The 17330-nt window shown below is 33.4% G+C and carries 23 protein-coding genes; all 23 read left to right on the forward strand.

What is annotated here, in order from left to right:
* The first annotated feature begins 273 nt into the window (after nt 1–273).
* The 23 genes from lpdA (at nt 274) to ABTV69_RS21235 (ending at nt 17221) form a co-directional block, all read left to right on the forward strand.
* A complete protein-coding gene (gene lpdA / locus ABTV69_RS21125) occupies nt 274–1662 on the forward strand; it encodes a dihydrolipoyl dehydrogenase (protein ID WP_433832357.1) in 1389 nt (462 codons plus the stop codon).
* 128 nt (nt 1663–1790) lie between these two features.
* Complete coding sequence (locus ABTV69_RS21130) at nt 1791–2129, forward strand: n-acetylglutamate synthase (RefSeq protein WP_433832359.1); 339 nt, start codon at nt 1791–1793, stop codon at nt 2127–2129.
* A 25-nt stretch (nt 2130–2154) separates the two neighbouring features.
* On the forward strand, nt 2155–2601 hold the full coding sequence (locus ABTV69_RS21135; protein WP_433832361.1) for a hypothetical protein: 447 nt from the start codon (nt 2155–2157) through the stop codon (nt 2599–2601).
* A 13-nt stretch (nt 2602–2614) separates the two neighbouring features.
* Nucleotides 2615–3049: a GNAT family N-acetyltransferase gene (locus ABTV69_RS21140; RefSeq protein WP_433832363.1), complete on the forward strand. Its 435-nt coding sequence runs from the start codon at nt 2615–2617 to the stop codon at nt 3047–3049.
* Between the two features lie 18 nt (nt 3050–3067).
* The gene (locus ABTV69_RS21145) at nt 3068–3454 is read left to right on the forward strand and encodes a DUF1801 domain-containing protein (RefSeq protein WP_433832365.1); all 387 of its coding nucleotides are present in this window, start codon (nt 3068–3070) and stop codon (nt 3452–3454) included.
* Nucleotides 3455–3559: 105 nt separating this feature from the next.
* On the forward strand, nt 3560–3946 hold the full coding sequence (locus tag ABTV69_RS21150; protein WP_433832367.1) for a YdeI/OmpD-associated family protein: 387 nt from the start codon (nt 3560–3562) through the stop codon (nt 3944–3946).
* 205 nt (nt 3947–4151) lie between these two features.
* On the forward strand, nt 4152–4832 hold the full coding sequence (locus tag ABTV69_RS21155) for a DUF4919 domain-containing protein (RefSeq protein ID WP_433832369.1): 681 nt from the start codon (nt 4152–4154) through the stop codon (nt 4830–4832).
* A gap of 134 nt (nt 4833–4966) precedes the next feature.
* Nucleotides 4967–5509 carry a DUF2975 domain-containing protein gene (locus tag ABTV69_RS21160; RefSeq protein WP_433832371.1) on the forward strand — a complete coding sequence of 181 codons (543 nt, stop codon included), beginning with the start codon at nt 4967–4969 and terminating at the stop codon, nt 5507–5509.
* 10 nt (nt 5510–5519) lie between these two features.
* Complete coding sequence (locus tag ABTV69_RS21165; protein ID WP_057116634.1) at nt 5520–5726, forward strand: helix-turn-helix domain-containing protein; 207 nt, start codon at nt 5520–5522, stop codon at nt 5724–5726.
* Nucleotides 5727–5802: 76 nt separating this feature from the next.
* Nucleotides 5803–6417 (forward strand): NAD(P)H-dependent oxidoreductase, encoded by a 615-nt coding sequence (locus ABTV69_RS21170; RefSeq protein ID WP_433832373.1) that lies wholly within the window; start codon nt 5803–5805, stop codon nt 6415–6417.
* A gap of 103 nt (nt 6418–6520) precedes the next feature.
* Nucleotides 6521–7006: an SRPBCC family protein gene (locus ABTV69_RS21175; protein ID WP_433832375.1), complete on the forward strand. Its 486-nt coding sequence runs from the start codon at nt 6521–6523 to the stop codon at nt 7004–7006.
* A gap of 102 nt (nt 7007–7108) precedes the next feature.
* The gene (locus ABTV69_RS21180; protein ID WP_433832377.1) at nt 7109–8005 is read left to right on the forward strand and encodes an SDR family oxidoreductase; all 897 of its coding nucleotides are present in this window, start codon (nt 7109–7111) and stop codon (nt 8003–8005) included.
* 12 nt (nt 8006–8017) lie between these two features.
* Nucleotides 8018–8932 (forward strand): helix-turn-helix domain-containing protein, encoded by a 915-nt coding sequence (locus tag ABTV69_RS21185; RefSeq protein ID WP_433832379.1) that lies wholly within the window; start codon nt 8018–8020, stop codon nt 8930–8932.
* A gap of 43 nt (nt 8933–8975) precedes the next feature.
* Nucleotides 8976–9389 (forward strand): hypothetical protein, encoded by a 414-nt coding sequence (locus ABTV69_RS21190; RefSeq protein WP_433832381.1) that lies wholly within the window; start codon nt 8976–8978, stop codon nt 9387–9389.
* Between the two features lie 28 nt (nt 9390–9417).
* Entirely contained in the window at nt 9418–10125 is a 708-nt protein-coding gene (locus tag ABTV69_RS21195; protein ID WP_433832383.1) for a DNA alkylation repair protein, read from the forward strand.
* A 108-nt stretch (nt 10126–10233) separates the two neighbouring features.
* Nucleotides 10234–10602: a nuclear transport factor 2 family protein gene (locus ABTV69_RS21200; RefSeq protein WP_433832385.1), complete on the forward strand. Its 369-nt coding sequence runs from the start codon at nt 10234–10236 to the stop codon at nt 10600–10602.
* Nucleotides 10603–10727: 125 nt separating this feature from the next.
* A complete protein-coding gene (locus tag ABTV69_RS21205) occupies nt 10728–11789 on the forward strand; it encodes a serine hydrolase domain-containing protein (RefSeq protein ID WP_433832387.1) in 1062 nt (353 codons plus the stop codon).
* Entirely contained in the window at nt 11776–12198 is a 423-nt protein-coding gene (locus ABTV69_RS21210) for a DUF1801 domain-containing protein (protein WP_433832389.1), read from the forward strand. The genes ABTV69_RS21205 and ABTV69_RS21210 overlap by 14 nt, the downstream gene beginning before the upstream one ends.
* 1 nt (nt 12199) lies before the next feature.
* On the forward strand, nt 12200–13303 hold the full coding sequence (locus tag ABTV69_RS21215) for an MBL fold metallo-hydrolase (RefSeq protein ID WP_433832391.1): 1104 nt from the start codon (nt 12200–12202) through the stop codon (nt 13301–13303).
* Nucleotides 13304–13490: 187 nt separating this feature from the next.
* A complete protein-coding gene (locus ABTV69_RS21220; protein ID WP_433832393.1) occupies nt 13491–14615 on the forward strand; it encodes a lactonase family protein in 1125 nt (374 codons plus the stop codon).
* Nucleotides 14616–14636: 21 nt separating this feature from the next.
* Nucleotides 14637–15167, forward strand: coding sequence for a GNAT family N-acetyltransferase (locus tag ABTV69_RS21225; RefSeq protein ID WP_433832395.1), 531 nt, complete (start codon nt 14637–14639; stop codon nt 15165–15167).
* Between the two features lie 158 nt (nt 15168–15325).
* A complete protein-coding gene (locus ABTV69_RS21230; RefSeq protein ID WP_433832396.1) occupies nt 15326–15907 on the forward strand; it encodes a TIGR00730 family Rossman fold protein in 582 nt (193 codons plus the stop codon).
* A gap of 87 nt (nt 15908–15994) precedes the next feature.
* The gene (locus ABTV69_RS21235; protein ID WP_433832398.1) at nt 15995–17221 is read left to right on the forward strand and encodes a tRNA modification GTPase; all 1227 of its coding nucleotides are present in this window, start codon (nt 15995–15997) and stop codon (nt 17219–17221) included.
* The last annotated feature ends 109 nt before the right edge of the window (nt 17222–17330 follow it).

Raw genomic sequence — 17330 nt, forward strand, 5'->3', positions numbered from 1 at the left:
ATTAACCATTCACAATTAGCAATTCGCAACTCACAATTAATAACCACTTTTCACTAAATCGCAAAAAACACTTCATAATTCACAATTTACAATTCACAATTACTTTGGTTTCTGTGAAAAGAACAAAAAGGCTGACTTTAAAAACAAATTTAAAGGCGTTCATATAAAATAAATCCTTAAATTCGCAAACACAAATAACAAAAGAAGAAATCGAAAGATGAGTTTCGGAAATACAAACTTCATTTTCGATAGTTAATACTAAAAACAAAAAAAATGAAATACGACGTTATTGTTTTAGGAAGTGGTCCTGGAGGATATGTAACAGCGATTAGAGCTTCTCAATTAGGCTTTAAAGTAGCTGTAGTAGAAAAAGAAAATCTTGGTGGAGTTTGCCTTAACTGGGGATGTATCCCAACAAAAGCGCTTTTAAAATCTGCTCAGGTTTTTGATTACCTTAAACACGCTTCTGACTACGGATTGAAAGTTTCTGAATTTGATAAAGATTTCCCAGCTGTTATTCAACGTAGCCGTGGTGTTGCGGAAGGAATGAGCAAAGGAGTTCAATTCTTAATGAAAAAAAACAAAATTGACGTTATTGAAGGTTTTGGAAAACTAAAACCAGGAAAAAAACTTGACGTTACTGATAAAGACAATAAAGTTACAGAATATAGCGCTGACCACATTATCATCGCAACTGGTGCTCGTTCTCGTGAGTTACCAAACTTACCTCAAGATGGTGTAAAAGTAATTGGATACCGTCAGGCAATGACTTTGCCAACTCAACCAAAATCTATGATCATTGTTGGTTCTGGAGCTATTGGAGTTGAGTTTGCCCACTTCTACAATTCAATGGGAACAGATGTTACTATCGTAGAATTTATGCCAAACATCGTTCCAGTAGAAGACGAAGACGTTTCTAAACAAATGGAGCGCTCTATGAAGAAAGCGGGTGTGAAAATCATGACTAACTCTTCTGTAGAAAAAATTGATACTTCTGGAAATGGAGTAAAAGCAACTGTAAAAACAGCAAAAGGAGAAGAAATTCTTGAGGCTGATATCGTACTTTCTGCAGTTGGAATCAAAACAAACATCGAAAACATCGGATTAGAAGAAGTTGGTATCGCTGTCGACAGAGATAAAATCTTAGTAAACGCTTACAACGAAACTAATATTCCTGGATACTACGCAATTGGAGACGTTACTCCAGGTCAAGCTTTAGCTCACGTTGCTTCTGCTGAAGGCATCAACTGTGTGGAAAAAATCAAAGGTTTACACGTTGACCCAATCGATTACGGAAACATTCCTGGTTGTACTTATGCAACTCCAGAAATCGCTTCTGTTGGTTTAACAGAAAAACAAGCTAAAGAAAAAGGTTACGAATTAAAAATTGGTAAATTCCCATTCTCAGCTTCTGGAAAAGCAAAAGCTGCTGGAGCTGCTGACGGATTCGTAAAAGTAATCTTCGATGCTAAATACGGAGAATGGTTAGGATGCCACATGATTGGTGCTGGTGTTACAGATATGATTGCTGAAGCAGTTGTAGCTCGTAAACTGGAAACTACTGGTCACGAAATCTTAAAATCGATCCACCCTCACCCAACAATGAGCGAGGCTGTTATGGAAGCTGTAGCTGATGCTTACGGCGAAGTAATTCACTTGTAAAAATATACAATGTAAAGATTAAAAAGATCTTTACGGAGTTATATATAATTTTCAATTTATAAAAATCCGATTTGCGAAAGCAGGTCGGATTTTTTATTTATCTTGTCTTCTTCTTAACGGGATTAAAAATGATCGATTACAATAATAAAATTTTCAAACCTATTAGCAATAGTGAAAACGGAGAAACATCTAGTGAAACAGCATTTCATTATAAACAGGAAGGAGTAATTTTAACCTCAGAATATTCAGGAGGAAAAATAAAAAAAGGCCACCTTATCGGCCTAGTAAATGAAAAAGGCACTATCGAAATGCGTTATCATCAAATTAATGAAAAAGGAGAGTTAATGACCGGAGTCTGCACTTCTAAACCTGAAATTTTAGAAAACGGAAAAATTAGACTTCATGAAACCTGGCAATGGACATCAGGAGATCTTTCAAAAGGCAATTCTGTACTAGAAGAACAATAAATTAGATATATAAACAACTCAAGTAATGAAAAAATTTCTTTTACTCTTTTTAGTTTTAACCAGTGCAGCTTATGCACAAAGCAAAAAACAAATTTTAGTTGGACGCTGGAATGCAATCGATTCAAATGGCCAATCCAATAAAATGATTTTCACTTCAGATAATTTTATCTCAATGACCATTAATGGTGAATTTATAAATGGCGAAGGTTTTCAAGTAAAAGAAGGAAAAAACAAAGGACAAAAAGGGTTTTTAAAATATGAAATCGATGAATCTAAAGTTCCCATAACTTTAGACATTATTGCTTCATCCCTTGAAAAAGGAAAAACAATTGAAAAAGGAAGAATTCTAGCCATAGTAGAATTCAAAAGCAATGACGAAATCAAATTCAACATTAGTCTAGAAGGAAAAAGAGCTACAAGTTTTAATAGTTCTAATGAAGAAACCACTATCGTCCTTAAAAGAGACAAATAAATTTAAATTGCAAATGTTACGCATAGTAGAATCCAGAAATGTCGATTTGCAACATCTAAGAGAGCTTTTCTTAAACGAAAGACAACTCACCTTTACAGATCAAGACACATCAGAATTCAAGTTAGAAGATTTCGATAAGCAAACGCAAGGAGAATTCATTTTAACGGCTTTCATAGACGATATTCCCGTAGGTTTTATTTCAATCTGGACGCCCAACAATTTTATTCATCATCTCTACATTGCCAATAAATATCAAGGAAATAGCATTGGCACTGAATTATTGAAAGCCGCCATACAAAAAATTAGTTTTCCAATTACTTTGAAATGCCTTGTAAGCAATACCAAAGCAATTAAATTTTATCATAAAAAAGGATTTACAGAAAAATCGAGAGGAAATTCTAGCAACGGAATGTATATTCTATTTGAGTTAACCAAAGATGTAAAATAACCCTAAATGCTAAAGAATATGAGTCAGATTCAAGATTACAACAATTCTCAGACTGCAGAAAACAAAGAAATTTGCAATGCTCTTTACACCATCATAAGTAAAAATCTATCTGATGCCGAAAATAAAATCTGGCACGCGCATCCCGTTTGGTTTTTAGACGGAAATCCGATTGTAGGCTATAGCAAATTAAAAGATTCTGTTAGATTGCTTTTCTGGAGCGGGCAATCTTTTGAAGAAGAAAAACTTCAAAACGAAGGCTCCTTTAAAGCCGCAGAAAAACGCTATACAAACGTCGACCAAATAAACGAACAAGATCTGAAACGCTGGTTAGAAAAAAGCCGAGAAATTCAATGGGATTACAAAAACATTGTCAAACGAAAAGGCGAACTACTTCGTTTAAAATAACCCCTAAAAGCATAACAAATTAGTTTTCAATATTTTATTTTAATTTTATTGCTGACACACTGTTGTCACAAACCCGCTTTACCTTTATAAAATAAAACTAAAAAGATGGAAACTAAAGACGGAAAATTAGCAGTTTACGCCCCAACCAGAAAAGATTGGCGCACTTGGCTTGAGAAAAATAGCCAGACAGAAAAATCGGTTTGGCTAATCTTATACCATAAAAAAAGCAAAACAGAAAGCGTAAACTTAATCGAAGCGACCGAAGAAGCACTATGTTTCGGTTGGATTGACAGTCTCTGCAAGAAACGCGATGCCGAAAGCTATTATCTTACTTTCTCCCATCGAAACCCCAAAACCAGCAAATGGAGCAAACCCAATATCGAAAGAGCCGAACGTATGATTCAGCAAAATTTAATGACCGAACATGGGCAGAAATTAATCGATATTGCCAAAGAAAAAGGAAAATGGATTACTGATACTCCAGAAGAATAAGTTTCAGTTTTATTTGGGCGTGCCCCTCAGGTCAGGCTGTCCGCAATATTCCCGATTAACAAAAACTACGGGTTAAAATCCTTGTTTTTCTAAATCGGGAGATGCCGCTCCCATCCTTCACGCATCTGTATTTATAAGAAGATTTTGTGTTAAAATAATTTGTATTCTAGTTAGACCAAAACCCTAACCTAAAACCATATAAATCATGCTAAAACAACTAGTTTTTCTTATTATTTTTTGTTTCGGATTTCAGATCAACGCCCAAGAAATTGGATTTACAAAACCAGATTACAAAGCCATCGAAAAAGAAATTAACGATAAAAATTCAAAGTTTTTTTATCCGAAATTAATGGAACGACTGGTAAAAAATGATACTCTTTTAACGCATGATGAATACCGCCATTTGTATCTTGGCTACGTTTTTCAACCCAAATACAACGCATTCTGGACATCACCAGAAGACGAAAAACTTCGTAAATATTACGCCAAAGAAAAACTAGAAACTTCCGATTATGATGAAATTATAAAACTAGCCAATAATTCTTTAAACGACTTTCCTTTTGACTTGCGACAGCTGAATTATCTAGCTCATGTTTACCATTTAAAAGGCGATGAAGTGGCCGCAAAAATTGCTGCTTTTAAATTTCACAGCATCATGAATGTAATTCTTTCTTCGGGTGACGGCAAAAAATGCGAAACTGGTTTTCATGTTCTAATGGTCGATCACGAATATATCCTACTTAATCTTTTCGAAATCGAATCCAAAGGACAATCACTTGTAGATAATTGTGACTTTTTAAGTTTTGAAAAAGGCGTTTACAATGTAGACGGAATTTATTTCAATATCGAAAAAATGCTCGAAAACGAAAGAAAAGCACTCAAATAATATATTTCCAAATACAGAAAAAAGCAACTCCAGCAAATCTTAATGCTGGATTTTTTTTTTGATAAAAACTATTTATTTATTGTTTATCAATAAATTTTTATTATTTTAGCAGCATACTTTTAATCTTGAATACTATGGAAATTAAAATTGGAACACCGCAAATCCTAAAAATCCTGAATGTTTTATCTTGGATTATTTTTATTGGCTTATGTGTAGAAGCTGGAATGTATCTCTTTAACGGAATTTATACGATGACGATTAATTCGTACAATGCCCGATTTCTCGATTTACTAGATTTATACAACTATAGTACTAGTTTTTACATCCAAGAAATATGTTTTATCAGTATTGTAGCCATCTTAAAAGCAATTATGTTCTATCTAATTGTAAAAATGCTGCATGAGAAAAAACTAAATATAGAACAGCCTTTTACTGCCGAAATGGGACGATTCATATCCTATCTTTCCTATCTTGCTTTCGGTATCGGACTATTTTCCTTCTGGGCTTTCAAATTCAACAATTGGCTAATGCTTAATGGCGTAAAACTTCCCTCTCTAGAATCACTTAATCTGGAAGGACATAGCATTTGGGTTTTTATGGCAATTGTAATGTTAGTTGTAGGACAGATTTTTAAAAGAGGAATCGAAATTCAATCTGAAATTGACTTAACTATTTAAAGAAAAGATTATGCCTATAATAGTAAATTTAGACGTCATGATGGCAAAGAGAAAAATGTCATTAAACGAGCTTTCAGAAAAAGTAGATTTAACTTTATCCAATCTTTCCATTTTAAAAACGGGTAAAGCAAAAGCCATTCGCTTCAGCACACTCGAGGCCATCTGCAAAGTTTTGGATTGCCAGCCTGGCGATATTTTAGAATTTTCTGAAGAATAATTTTATTTCATTATAATTTGTATTTTCGTACAAATCAGATTAAACTTAAAACATTCTAACTTTAAAAAGTCTGAAAATGAATATTCTAATTGTTTACGCACATCCGAGCAAAAAATCATACACATTTCAGGTTTTAGAAAAATTGAAATCTGTTTTGGCTAATGAAAACTGGAATATAGAAATCTCCGATTTGTATGCATCCAATTTTATTAGCGATATGTCTGAAGCAGAATACGAACGCGAAGGTTTTGCAAAAATACAGCTTCCTATTCCTGCAGATGTTTTGGCAGAGCAAGAAAAAATAGAAAAAGCAGGTTGCATTATTTTCTTATATCCCGTTTGGTGGAGCGATTGTCCAGCAAAACTAAAAGGCTGGTTTGACCGTGTATATTCAGTAGGATATGCCTACGGACAAAACGAAACTTCCAGAAAAATGAAAACCATTCCGTACGGACTTGTAATTTGCACAGCGGGTCACCCAAATGCTTTTTTACACGAAATTGAAATCGCACAAAGCATGGAAAAAATCATGCTCGAAGATCGTCTTGGAAAACGCTTTACAAATAAAGAAATGATAATTTTAGGAGGAACTTTGGAACTGGAAAATGTAATGGAAAAACACTTTGAACTGATTACTAAAATTCCAGAAAAAATTAAAACAATATTGAAATTTCAAAATTCCAAAATCTAAAATCCACCTGTCCGAAACACCCCTTAAAATTGTCTTTTAAACACCTTAATCAATTGATTTTTAGATTGTAAATTTACATTACTAATTTAAAAATCAATTCATTATGAATGCACACGATTTTACCACAACTATAATTGTAGATCAATCGCCAGAAGAAGTTTTTAAAGCCATACAAAATGTTCGAGGCTGGTGGTCTGAAGAAATTGAAGGAAAAACAGCCAATCAAGGTGACGAATTTAAATATCATTACGAAGATGTTCATCGCTGTAAAATCAAATTGATTGAAGTAATTCCGAATCAGAAAATCGTCTGGCTGATTGAAGAAAACTATTTCAGCTTTACCAAAGATGATACAGAATGGACAAATACGACAGCCGTTTTTGATATTTCAAAAGAAAACGACAAAACAAAACTCACTTTTACACATGTCGGTTTGGTTCCAGAATACGAATGTTTTGATGTTTGCAAAGCAGGTTGGAGCAATTACATAGAAAATAGTTTGAAAAAACTAATTGAAACCGGAAAAGGCATGCCAAATGCCACTGGAAAACCTCAAATTGAAACGGAAAGAAAGCTGTCTGCAAAATAGAATCACATTTCATAATACTATTTTAGGCTACGTCAATCATAGATTTGGCTAAATCTATTTTGCTGATGCTTTGCAACTTTGTATCATCAAAAAAATAGTATTATGAAAATTATAATTACAGGTTCTTTAGGGAACATTAGCAAGCCTTTAGCGAAAGCTTTATTAAATGAAGGACACCAAATTACAGTTATTGCAAGCAGTACCGAAAGAAAATCGGAAATTGAAAATCTTGGTGCTCAAGCTGCGATTGGTTCTGTAAATGATGTCACTTTTTTAACTGAAACATTTACAGGAGCAGATGCCGTATATTGCATGATTCCGCGTGCAAATTATTTTGATCCGAATCTTGATTTGGATGCTTTTACGCATACAATTGGAAATAATTACGCCGAGGCTATCGCAAAATCTGGCGTAAAACGTGTCGTATTTTTAAGCAGTATTGGTGCACATTTAGAAAAAGGTTCTGGAATTATTCAGCGTTATAATGAAATCGAAGCGGTTTTGAACAAACTCTCAGATGTTTCAATTACATTTATGCGTCCGACTTCTTTTCATTACAATCTGCTGGCTTATATCACGATGATTAAAAATCAAGGATTTATTGCTGCAAATTATGGCGCTGACCAATTGATTCCGTGGGTTTCTCCAAAAGATATTGCAGAAGCAATTGCCGAAGAACTTATTACTCCGCTTGACGGAAAAAAAATACGTTATGTGGCGAGCGAAGAACTCTCTGGAGATCAAACCGCAGAAATTTTGGGAGAAGCAATCGGAAATCCAGATTTAAAATGGAAATTGACAAGCGACGAAGAAACACTAAACGGATTAATTGCTGTTGGAATGCAACCCAAAATTGCCAAAGGTCTGGTAGAAATGTACGCTGCGCTTTACAGCGGTTTGCTTGCTGAAGATTATTATAAAAATCGTCCAGCAGTTTTAGGAAAAACAAAACTAGCAGATTATGCTAAAGAATTTGCTTCTATTTTCAATCAAAATTAAGTACTTTGTAGCATGGCAAATCAGCAACCTTTTCGATTTAAAACAATAAGCGAATTTCATGATTTTAGAGATTTGCCTAAACCCGAACATCCTTTGGTTAGCGTTTACAATTTTGAAGACTTAAAATATTTGAATAGCGAAGAACCAAAAAGCTTAATGCTAGATTTTTATTCGATTGCTTTAAAAAGAAATGCCAACGCAAAGATGCGATACGGGCAACAGGAATATGATTTTAAAGAAGGAGTTTTAATATTTCTTTCGCCGGGACAAGTTTTTTCTATAGAAGGAAATGCCGAAATGCTGCACACAGGATGGTCATTATTGATTCATCCTGATTTTCTTTGGAATACGCCGCTTGCCCAGAAAATCAAACAATATGATTACTTTGGCTATGCAGTCAATGAAGCGCTACATCTTTCTGATAAAGAAGAAAATATGCTCATTGATATCATAAAAAATATTCAGCAAGAATATCAATCTAATATCGATAAGTTTAGCCAAGATGTAATTATTGCCCAAATCGAATTGTTTCTGACTTATGCCGAAAGATTTTATAATAGACAATTTATCACTCGAAAAATAAGCAGTCATCAGATTTTAGCACGTTTAGAAAAATTGCTCGAAGATCATTTTACTGACGATTCTTTGAAACAGGAAGGACTTCCGACAGTACAATTTATCGCCGAAAATTTAAACGTTTCTCCTAATTATTTAAGCGCACTATTAAAAACGCATACAGGTCAAAGCACTCAACAGCACATTCACAATAAATTAATTGAAAAAGCCAAAGAAAAGCTTTCAACCACTACATTATCCATCAGCGAAATTGCGTTTGAACTCGGTTTTGAACATCAGCAATCATTTAGCAAATTATTCAAAACCAAAACGAACACTTCTCCTTTAGAATTCAGGCAATCTTTTAACTAATTGCTTTATTTTTCATAAATTCGTTAGCTAAAAAGTGAAAATTATGAATCCATTTTTAAAAAATACTTTGGCTGTAATTGCAGGGCTTGTTATTGGCAGTATTGTCAATATGAGCATTATTTTATTAAGCAGCTCCATAATTCCCGCTCCAAATGGCGCAGATGCTACTACTACTGAAGGTTTAAAAGCAACCATGCATTTATTTGAGCCAAAGCATTTTCTTTTCCCATTTTTGGCGCACGCAATCGGTACTTTCGCAGGAGCATTAACCACAGCTATTACCGCAATTAAACACAAAACCAAACTAGCTTTTGGAATTGGAGCTTTCTTTTTGTTTGGAGGTATTGTCACGATTTTTACTTTGCCATCTCCTATTTGGTTTGGTTTTGTAGATTTAATTTTCGCTTATATTCCAATGGCATATTTAGCTTCTAGAATTATCGATAAAAAGCGATAATAAAGCCTTTCAATACAATTAGTATAGAATGAAAACAATTATCGAACAAATTCGTCAAACACTAAATGAAAGTATTGATGAAAAAACAAAAAACGGTTCGCAACGATTCTTCAAAGAAGAAATCAAATCGTATGGCGTGAAAGTTCCCATTGTCAATCAAATTAGTAAAGCATATTTTACAGAAATTAAAAGAAAAAATAAAACAGAAATTTTTGATTTATGCGAAGAGCTTTGGCACTCAGGTAATTTTGAAGAATGCATTATTGCTTGCAATTGGTCATATGCTTTGCGCAAACATTATGAGCGGGAAGATTTCATAATTTTCAGCCGTTGGCTTCAGAATTACGTCTCAAATTGGGCGACCTGCGATACTTTATGCAACCATACAATTGGTACGTTTATCATGATGTATCCTGAATATATTTTAGAATTGACGAATTGGGCAAAATCCACTAACCGATGGGTTAAACGCGCAGCAGCCGTTACATTAATTATTCCTGCACGAAAAGGATTGTTTTTAGATAACATTTTAGAATTGGCTGATATACTTCTTTTAGACAAAGATGATTTGGTGCAGAAAGGCTACGGCTGGATGCTAAAAGCAGCAAGCGAATCACATCAGAATGAAGTGTTTGATTATGTCGTTTCAAAGAAAGCGGTAATGCCCCGTACTGCATTACGTTATGCAATTGAAAAAATGCCTGCTAATTTGAAAACAGAAGCAATGAAAAAGTAACTCGAAATTAGCTTTCTAAAGCCCTTTAATTTTATAAATTTCTAATCCTTTTCTACAAAATTTATAGCGCTTTATTTCATAACTTAGTTTGCTTTTAAATCTTGAATCATGACTAAGAAAGAAATCGCTAAAAACTTCCTGAAATTGGCAGCAAAAGGGCATCCTCACGAAGGTTTTCGATTGTATGTCGGAAAGAATTTCAAACACCACAACGCCTACTTCAAAGGCGATGCAGATACTTTAATGCTTGCCATGGAAGAATCTGCCAGAACCAATCCGAATAAAATTTTCAAAATCCATCATATTTTAGAAGATGATAAATTCGTTGCTGTACATTCTCATTTAAAACAAAATTCAGAAGATATTGGTTTTGCGGTAGTTCACATTTTAAAATTTAAGGATGATAAAATAGTCGAACTCTGGGATCTCGGACAACCTGTTCCTAAAGATTCTATTAACAAAAACGGAATGTTTTAAAATTAATTTTGTTTCAAGTTTCAGGTTTGAAGTTACCTGCAAGACGTGAAACTTGAAACTTGAAACTTGAAACCTGAAACCTGAAACCTGAAACATAAAACAAAAGCCCCCCCCTAACCACCAAAATGAACTTCATAGCCAAAATTTCCTTATTATTCTTAGTAGTCTTAACTAGCTGCCATTCTTCAGCACAAAAAAAAGACAATCTTAAAAAAAGTATTGATAGTATAATTCAAACTTCAAATCCTAAATTCAATGGAACGGTTTTGATTTCGCAAAACGAAAAAACGCTGTATTCTATAGCAGAAGGTTTTTCGAATTTTGAAACCAAAAAACCTTTGAAAATTGATACGCAATTTGAAATTATGTCCAACAGCAAATTAATTGCTGCGGTTTTACTTTTATTAGAAGTAGAAAAAGGAAAAGTAGATTTGAATGCTCCAATCAAAAAATATTTGCCAGAACTTACCCAAACTTGGGCAGATTCGGTTACCGTTCATCAGCTTTTAAATCATTCGCACGGAATTATCGATTTGCAAAAACCATTGGCTTTTAAACCTGGAACGCAATTTAAATATGGAAATTTAAACTATAGTTTAATCGGGAAAATTGTTGAATTTACCACGAAAAAAAGTTATACAGAAGTAGCCGAATCCCTTTTTACAAAATTAAAAATGAATCATACTTTTTGTTATGCTAAAAATAAGACTCAAAATTTAGCTACCGGATATTACAGCAATAAAAATGCGCTTACTGCTGTTGAACCAGGTTTTATAAATGATGACAATTTAGGAGCAGACGGAGTTATTTCAACCGTTTCAGATTTAGCAATTTGGAATAACAATTTGCATAAAGGCAAAATCTTAAAACCAGAATCGTATCAGCTATTAAGTAAAAATACGATTCTATCTCAACACAATTTCTTCGGAAAAGAAAAACAGCCTTATGGGTACGGAATTAGAATTGTTGAAGAAGAAGGTGTAAAATATCTTGGACACACTGGTTTGGGCGATGGTTTTTCTTCTGTAAATATTTATTTTCCAGAAAATGATATTAGTCTGATTGCGATGGAAAACCAAATGCCAGAAGATTCGAATTTATTTTATGCAACCGAATTTAAAATCAAAAACTTTTTGCTTAAAAGCGATTTAGTAAAGAAAAATAATGCTCAAAATGGCAAAAAATAAAACCACCGAAACAACAGAAAGCGTTACTGATTTTATTAACGCTGTCGAAAATGAAGTTAAAAGAAAAGATGCTTTTGAACTTCTTAAAATAATACAAGAAACATCAGGTTTTGAACCCAAAATGTGGGGACCAAGCATTATTGGTTTTGGAAGTTATCATTACAAATACGATAGCGGACACGAAGGCGATGCACCATTGGCTGGATTTTCGCCAAGAAAAACAGCAATGACTGTTTATTTTTATCTGCCAGAAGAAAAAAGAGACGAACTGTTACCGAAACTAGGAAAACATACTTCTTCAAAAGCTTGCATATACATCAAAAAATTAAGTGACATTGATTTAGAAATTTTAAAACAAATAATTTTACTTTCTATTCAACACACTCAAAAATTATATCCCTCAAAATAAAATGATTACATTCTTAATTCTATTATTCATAATAGTACTTGCCGTTTACTTTTTTCTACAGCATCCTAAATTTGGAAAAGCGCCGTCTGGCGAGAGATTGACTTTAATTCAGAATTCGCCACAATATAAAAACGGAAAATTCGAAAATCAGAGTTTTACGCCAGATCTTGCAGAAGGAGCAAGCATGCCTGGAGTTTTGTTTGATTTCTTCTTCAAAAAAGTAGAAAGAAAATTTCCAACTGATTTGATTCCGTCTTTAAAAACCAATTTAAAAGAACTTTCTTTAGATCAAGATATTTTGGTTTGGTTTGGACATTCATCTTATTTTATTCAGTTGGAAGGAAAACGATTTTTAATTGATCCCGTTTTCAGCGGAAACGCCTCTCCTATTCCAGGAACAACAAAATCGTTTAAAGGAACCGATATTTATACTGTCGACGATCTTCCAGAAATTGATTATTTATTGATTACGCACGATCATTATGATCATTTGGACTATGAAACTATTTTAAAATTAAAACCTAAAACCAAGAAAATAATCACCGCACTTGGTGTAGGTTCGCATTTAGAGTTTTGGGGATTTCCATCTGAAATAATTATTGAAAAAGATTGGTTCAGCACTATTCAATTAGACGAAAATTTAACCATTCATACTGCTCCATCAAGACATTTTTCGGGTAGAGGTTTTAAAAGATGTAATACGCTTTGGACTTCTTTTGTTTTAGAAAGTAAAGATTTTAAAATGTATTTGGGTGGAGACAGCGGTTACGACAAACATTTTGCTGAAATTGGCGAAAAATACGGTCCGTTTGATGTTGCTTTAATTGATAATGGCCAATATAATCAGAGTTGGAAATACATCCATAATTTACCAGAAGATGTGATAAAGGCCATGAATGATTTGAAAGTAAAACGTGTGTTTCCAGTGCATTCTTCTAAATTTGCTTTATCACTACATTCTTGGGACGAACCTTTGAAAAAAATAACCGAATTGAATAGTTTGTCTGAAAACCCAATTGCTTTAATCACACCAATGATTGGTGAAGTTGTTGAACTGAAAAATGACAAACAGGAATTTAAACAGTGGTGGGAAGGGATTAATTAATTTTAGATTGCAGATTTTAGATTTTAGATTGCTGTGAGACTGAAAACTTAAACATGAAACTTGAAACAGATACAATGTCACCCTGAGCGATCCCGAGGCTTCGGGTGAAGGGCGCAAAGAGCTTCGACTTTACTAAGCCAAACTTGAAACTTGAAACCTGAAACTTAAAACAAACCAAACTCAAACCGTGAAAAACAAAATAACTTTTCTAACATTTTTATTTCTCGTAACATCCAATATTTTTTCTCAAAACACTTATGTGTTTCTAGGATCATATAACCGAGATAAAACAGCCGAAGCGATTCAAGTTTATCAACTGGATACTGTAAACGGAAAACTGACAAAATTTACTTCAGTTAAAAATATTGTGAATCCGTCGTATTTGACGGTTTCTCCAAACGGAAAATATGTTTATGCCTGCACAGACACGAAAACGCCAAATGCAGGAAGCGTGAGCAGTTTTGAATTTAATCCTTCAGCGAAAACTTTGACTTTTTTAAACAGTCAAAGAAGCGGTGGCGAAAACCCTGTTTATGTAAGTGTGCATAAAAGCGCAAAATGGCTTGCTAATGCTAATTATACAGAAGGAAGCGTTTCGGTTTATCCTATTTTAGAAAATGGAAAAATCGATTCTATCGCACAGAATTTTCACTACTCAGATGGAAGTGTGAATAAAGACAGACAAACCAAATCTCACGTGCACTCGGCAGTGTTTTCTCCGCAATGCGATTACTTATTCTTACCCGATTTAGGAGCAGATAAAATTCGCTGTTATGACTTTGATGAAAATCTGAAAAAGCCTTTAGTGGAAACTCAAAATCCGTTTACGAAAACCGATTTAGAAGCTGGGCCAAGACACTTTACTTTTCACCCCAATCAAAAATGGGGCTATTGCATTGAAGAAATGGCTGGACAAATAAGCGTTTACAAGTATGAAAATGGTGTTTTGAACAAAATCCAACGCATTGCCACACATTCAGATAAAATAAAAGTAGGTTTTGAAAGTTCTGATATTCATATTTCTCCTGATGGAAAATTTTTATATGCCACAAACCGAGGGAAAGAAAATAATATTGCCATTTTTTCTATCGCCGAAAACGGATTGCTTAAAAATATTGGTTACCAATCTACTTTAGGAAAGCATCCAAGAATTTTTGCCCTTGATGAAAGCGGCAAATTTTTAGTCGCGTCTAATGTTCTAACTGGAAATATAATTGTTTTCAAAAGAGATTTTAAAACCGGATTACTTAAAAAAGTAGGAAAGCAAATTAAAATGGAAAATGTTTCCTGCGTGCAAATCAAAAGAATTTAGCCTTTAACTAAAAACAAAAAAATGCAAACATCAAACTTCAATCTACAACCCGATTTCTTAGAAAACGAAATCTCAAAGTTAATTCCATTAGAAGAAAAACATTTTGAACCCTTATTTGAAGCCGCTTCCGATCCATTAATTTGGGAACAAAATCCCGTTAGAGATCGATATAAAAAAGATGTTTTTAGAACTTTTTTTGATTTGATACTCACTAAAAGTTCGTTTCTAATTCTTGATAAAAAAACCAATGAAATAATGGGGACATCAAGTTTCTACGATTACAATCCTGAAAAATCGAATGTTGGAATTGGTTATACTTTTATTACAAGAAAATATTGGGGCGGTCCGTACAATAAGTCAAATAAAAAATTAATGATTGATTATGCATTTCAACATGTTAATTCAGTACTTTTTCATGTTGGATCAGAAAATTTCCGTTCGCAAAAAGCCGTTCTAAAACTTGGTGCAGAAAAAATCAAGGATCTTATATTTAACATCAATGGTGTTGAAGTGCCGTATTTTGAATATGAGTTGAAGAAAAAAAGAGATTAATTGAAAGAATCAAGAGGCAAGAAAAAAAATATTGAACAAAAATAATTGCCTTGCCTCTTGATTCTTGCATCTCGCATCTCGCATCTTGCATCTTGCATCTTACATCTTGCATCTTACATCTTGCTTCTTGCATCTCCCTCATCTAAAAAAAAAGAATAATGAAAAGAATAACCGTTTTCTGTGCGTCAAGTTTTGGTACTGAAAAAATTTATGAAGAACAGGCAACTCTTGTTGGTAAAACGCTTGCCGAACAAAATATAGAATTAGTTTATGGCGGTGCAAATGTAGGCCTAATGGGTGCAGTTGCAGATGGCGCATTAAACGCTGGTGGAAAAGTAATTGGTGTATTGCCTAATTTTTTAAGGTCCAAAGAAATCGCGCATTTAGGTTTAACTGAATTAATTTTAGTCGAAAGCATGCACGAAAGAAAAACCAAAATGAACGATTTATGCGATGGCGTAATTGCACTTCCAGGAGGTTTTGGAACATTAGAAGAGCTTTTCGAAATGCTGACTTGGGCGCAATTAGGACTTCATAAAAAACCGATCGCAATACTAAATGTAAATGGTTTTTACAATTCATTAATTGAATTATTAAAAACGATGACCACTAAAGGATTATTGAAAGAAGTTAATCGAGAAATGCTTCTAGTAAGTGACAATATTGATGATTTATTAGAGCAAATGAGAAATTATGTCGCACCTACGGTTGGGAAATGGATTGATAATCAAACTGCTTAACAATACAATAAAATTAGTTTTTTGTAGTAAAATGATTTCATATATATTTGCGCCAAAACAAAATAACTAATTAGCCCTAACCCCAGAATGAAAAACAAATTATTGGTATGCTTATTCCTAGTTTTAAGCATGCAAACTTATGCCCAAATTGTATTTGAAAAAGGATATTTTATTGACAACAATGACAAAAAAACAAATTGTTTAATTAAAAATATTGACTGGAGTAACAATCCATCTGAAATTCAATATAAGTTAGACGAACAAGATCAGCCCGTAAACATTTCAATACAGCAAATAAAAGCTTTCGAAGTAGAGAATCGCTCTAAATATGAGCGATTTACCGTAGATATAGATAAATCTACTACAGTAATTACGAATATGAGTTATGATAAAAATCCTGAATTCAAGAAAGAGACTTTATTGCTAAAAGTTCTATTAGAAGGAAAAGCAAGTTTATTTGAATATGTCTCTGGTAATACTACACGCTATTTTTTCAAAACAGATTCGTTGCCAGTTAATCAGCTTGTTTACAAATCTTACAAAACTTCTGAAGACCAGATTGCACAAAACAAGCAATACAAACAGCAGTTGTGGATGGCTTTAAAATGTGATAATATTACCATTGCTGAAGTTGAGAAACTTAGTTACAGAAAAAATAGTCTGCTAAAATTTTTTGCAAAATACAATCAATGCAATAATTCTGAGTTTACCGTTTTTAAATCTACAGAAAAAAGAGATTTATTTAATCTAAACATCAGACCAGGTATTACGAGTTCTCAAATATCGATTAGCAATTCTTCGATGTCAACGCCTGATTACGATAGAGATTTTGATAGTAAAATTGGATATCGCTTTGGTCTTGAAGCAGAATTCTTTTTACCATTCAATAAAAACAAATGGGCTGTAATTTTTGAACCAACTTACGTAGGAGGTTATAAAGCCGAAAAATCAAGACTTGATTCAAGAACAAATGAAGAATTGAAAGGAAGCATTCAATACAACGCGATCGAGTTACCTCTGGGAATAAGATATTATATGTTTTTGAATAATAAATCTAGTATCTTTTTAAACGGTCAACTAGTTATGGAACAAGCAATAAACTCTGAAGTGTATTCTGAATATTCTTCACAAAGAAATACTACTCTTGAACTAAAGCCAGGTACAAGTTTTGCATTAGGATTAGGGTATAAATTTCAACAAAAATACAGCGTAGAATTTAGAGCAAACTTAGGAAAGAACGTAGTTGAAACTAACAAAGATTGGAATTCTAACTATAAATCGTTTGCCATAACTTTTGGTTATTCGATATTCTAAAAAAATGAATTGCATCAGAAAAAAGCTTTACGTTAATTCGTAAAGCTTTTTTTATTCCACGAGTTTTTCCTTAAATTAGAGCTTTTAAAAAATGCTTCTGCATTTTCTT

Source organism: Flavobacterium anhuiense, assembly GCF_050990855.1.
GTDB lineage: Bacteria > Bacteroidota > Bacteroidia > Flavobacteriales > Flavobacteriaceae > Flavobacterium > Flavobacterium anhuiense_C.